The organism is Pseudogracilibacillus amylolyticus (SeqCode) (assembly GCF_051918545.1).
Taxonomy (GTDB): domain Bacteria; phylum Bacillota; class Bacilli; order Bacillales; family Amphibacillaceae; genus Pseudogracilibacillus.
This window is the reverse complement of record NZ_JBPPZG010000293.1, coordinates 1-3,731: the sequence shown is the minus strand read 5'-3', so window position 1 is coordinate 3,731 and position 3,731 is coordinate 1. Positions and strand designations below refer to the sequence as shown.

At 34.3% G+C, this 3,731-nt stretch carries 4 protein-coding genes; all 4 read left to right on the top strand.

Annotation, left to right across the window (positions count from 1 at the left end):
• Positions 1–738: 738 nt before the first annotated feature.
• Positions 739–1,521, top strand: a complete 783-nt coding sequence (locus tag ACPYKA_RS19710; RefSeq protein ID WP_479543899.1) for a FliA/WhiG family RNA polymerase sigma factor — start codon at positions 739–741, stop codon at positions 1,519–1,521.
• Between the two features lie 28 nt (positions 1,522–1,549).
• Positions 1,550–2,917, top strand: coding sequence for a DUF342 domain-containing protein (locus ACPYKA_RS19705; RefSeq protein ID WP_479543898.1), 1,368 nt, complete (start codon positions 1,550–1,552; stop codon positions 2,915–2,917).
• 76 nt (positions 2,918–2,993) lie between these two features.
• Positions 2,994–3,296 (top strand): hypothetical protein, encoded by a 303-nt coding sequence (locus ACPYKA_RS19700; protein ID WP_479543897.1) that lies wholly within the window; start codon positions 2,994–2,996, stop codon positions 3,294–3,296.
• Positions 3,297–3,307: 11 nt separating this feature from the next.
• Positions 3,308–3,731, top strand: a 424-nt coding sequence (locus ACPYKA_RS19695; protein ID WP_479543896.1) for a DUF6115 domain-containing protein, incomplete at its 3' end; no start/stop codon positions are given.

Below are 3,731 nucleotides of genomic sequence, written 5' to 3'. Positions count from 1 at the left end.
CTGGAAAGTTAAAAATTCGTACAGTTAACAAAGGTGAAAAATATATTTAAGTACTTTACCTGCACAGTAAAATTACCGTTTAATGCTTAAATAAAGTCAGTAAAATACCCAGACCTTCAGATAGATATAAGAGATGTTTTAAATTTATTTTAACGCATGATCCATAAACTGTGCAGTAACTTGGGTTGATTTGCTTTGTAAATATCTAACCGAAGTTACGACGTAAAATACCGCTACGGAAATACACTGCGCTTTCCATGGGCAGCTGTTGAGCCTACTCGTCGCTACGCTCCGACGTAGTCTCATCTAGGCCTATCCTCCCATAGGAGTCTCCGTGTATTTCCTTCGCTGGGTGTGTTTGGTAAACAGCTCTACACAGTTTAATACAGTTTGATACTGCTATCACAATGGTTGATTGGAGCCGGAGGGCAGTCGACTCCTGTGGGAAAAGCACGTGTCTGAAGACCCCGCAGCGGTGGTCTTCCGCGAGGAGGCTGAAGCCGTGCCCACGGAAAGCGAACTGCCCGGAGGCGGAAATCAACGAAGCTGTTACTAGTTTTAAATTTTCACTACTGAACAGTATCCTTCTACTTTGTAAGATAGGCTATGGTGTAACAAAAAGCGTAAGGAAGCCTTTCAAGGAAATTATAATAAGTATTCTAAAGCTTAGTCTAATACTTGTTTTATTGGTACGAAAGTTGAAATTGATAATGAAAAATAATTAAGGGAGGAGCTATTATGAAGTTAGAAGACTCCCAATATGTGAAAAATTTGTGGAAAAAATGGACTGAAAAAAAAGATGAAGAAGCAGCGAATGAATTAATTAGTCATTATATGTATTTAGTTCAGTTTCACGTAGACAGAATTGGCAGTCATATTCCTGATACATACGATAAAAATGAACTGAAAAGTTTAGGATTATTAGGGTTGTATGATGCATTAAAGAAATTTGAACCAGATCGAAACTTGAAATTTGATACATACGCAACGATAAGAATTCGCGGCTCCATTATGGACGGATTGCGTAAAGAAGATTGGCTTCCAAGAACCTTGCGCGAACAGTCCAAAAAAATTGACAAAGTAACACAAGAACTTGAACAGCGCCTAATGCGTTCACCTGATTCAGCGGATATAGCAGAAGCGCTAGGGAAAGATCGCGAGGAAATAGAGCAGGTAGTAATGAGCACAATGTTTGCCAATGTTTTATCTATTGACGCCTCTTATCATTCAAATGATACAAACGACCCCTCTGATTTAAACTTGCGACTTGAAGATGATAATGTAATTACTCCTGATAAACATATTTTACAGGATGAACAAAAAAAGGAATTGGCTGAAAAAATTAAACAATTGAACCAGAACGAACAACTTGTTATAAGCTTGTTTTATCAAGAAGAGTTGACGCTCACTGAAATCGGCCACGTTTTAAATTTAACAACATCAAGAATATCCCAAATTCATAAGCGAGCTATTTTTAAATTAAGAAAAATATTATCCAAACAACAAGTCTTATTCGAATAAACTGCTTAATAAAGGAGAAGGAGTGTAGATGAAAGATCTAAACGAATTATTTCAAATAAAAATATCCAGTAATGAAATGTGTGCAGAAATTCGTTATAATCATGATAGCATAGAGCATTTAGACCGACTTACTATCTCTGAAAAAGATTTAGATGTTTTTTTGAAAAAGAATAATGTTTTGTTTGGCATTGATGAAGTTAATAAAAATAAAATATTAACAGCGAGATCTCCCGATATTTTTCCCATTGTTATTGCAAGAGGAAAGGAGCAGAAAAGCGGAGAAGATGGAAAAGTCATTAATAAATTGGACATGTCCACCGATGTTGACCGATCGGAAGGATGGGATTTTCGCGAAGTAATGCGCATACCTACCGTTAAAAAAGGAGAAAAGCTAGCAACCTTGATTCCGCCAACTAAAGGGGAAAATGGGATGACCGTTCGAGGAAGAGAACTTCCCGCTAAACCAGGCAAACCAAAGCTTATAAAAGCAGGGAAGAATGTTATTTTTAACAAGAAAGATCAATCTTTTTATGCTGATGCCGAGGGTCAAGCTAGTTTTCGTGAGAAGTTAATTTTCGTTGATACCGTTTATGAAGTTTTTGGAGATATATCGATGAAAACGGGAAACATTGATTTTGTTGGTTCCGTTATCATACGTGGTGATGTACCAACAGGCTTTACTATAAAAGCTGCCGGAGATATTAAAATTTTTGGTTTAGTAGAAGCTGCTACGATTATCGCAGAAGGATCCGTATTTGTTTCTGAAGGAATAGCAGGTTTAAAAACTGGTTCGATTCAGGCAGGGGAAGATGTGCAAATCGGTTATATTAACCAAGGAAATGTTACCGCAGGAAATAGTATATTTGTAGAAAATTCAATACTCCATAGTGAATGTACAGCTGAAGAGAATATAATTTGCCAAAAAGGGAATATTATCGGTGGAAATTTAACGGCTGGGAAATTAATCAAAGTAAAAGATATAGGTAATCGAATGAATACTTATACAAAACTACTATTCAATACGGAAAAACAATCCGAAGACCTAATGTCATTAGAAACTAAAAAAGCAAATTTAAATGAAAATTTAAAAAAACTTCAGCTTTTACAAAGGAAGTTAAAAGAAAGTAAAGAAGAAAGTGTTAAACAAAAAATTACGATACTAAAACTAAGGAACTCGTATAATAAAACAAAAGAGCATTTAGAATTAATCAATGAACAGATCGCTAGTATAAATTTACAACTTGAAAATAATGAGCAAGCATGTTTAAAAGTAAAAGGGATTATGTATCCAAATGTCGTTATATCGTTTGGAAAATATGAACGGAAATTTTCAAAAAAACATGAGAATATTCATGTTAAATTAGATAAAAATGATATTGTTATCACCTCTAATTAACCATGTTCAGTTACCTGAATAATCAATTATAGTCCACTATATTAAGTACGTAACCTCTGTAAAGGATGGGATATGTATGGGATTAAAGTCAATTGAAATGCAAGTTGCTATACCAAGGTCACAGGATGCCGGTAAAATGCAAGAGCAAATGATGCGACAAGGTCAACAATTTCAGGAAACACTGACAGAACAACAACTTAAAGAAGAAATAGTGAAGCGTGGAAAAATAAATGAATATGAACAAGTTCGTAATAACAATGATTCGGATGATGAAAAAAATGAACAAAACAATCCACGACCACAGAAAAGCAAGAAAAAAGCAGAGAAACAATCGATTGAGCATCCTTATTTAGGAACAAACATTGATTATAGCGGATAGAAGGGATTCATTTGGTTGCTTTATTATTAATTATTAGTTTTACTCTCCACATTATTTTTTTTATAACTCTCTATTATTTATATCAACAATTACAAAAAAGAAATACGGTGGATGAAAAAGAGCTTGAGCAAATATTAGCGAGCTTTCTTCAAGAAATAAAATTAGAAAATGACCGACTACAAAAACAATTTAAAGAGGAAACAGCTACAGCTAATGAAACGATAAAGAAAGAGTATGCTTCAACAAGTAGGGATATATATAAACCTATTGATTTACCTGTTCAGATGTCAGAAAAGCCTAAAGATAAAATAGAAACATCTGCTACCGGTGAAATATTAAACCTTTATCATCAAGGAGTACCTATAGAAAAAATCGCCCGAAAATTAAATAAAGGGAAAACAGAAGTTGAACTGATTGTAAAAATGAATAACAATT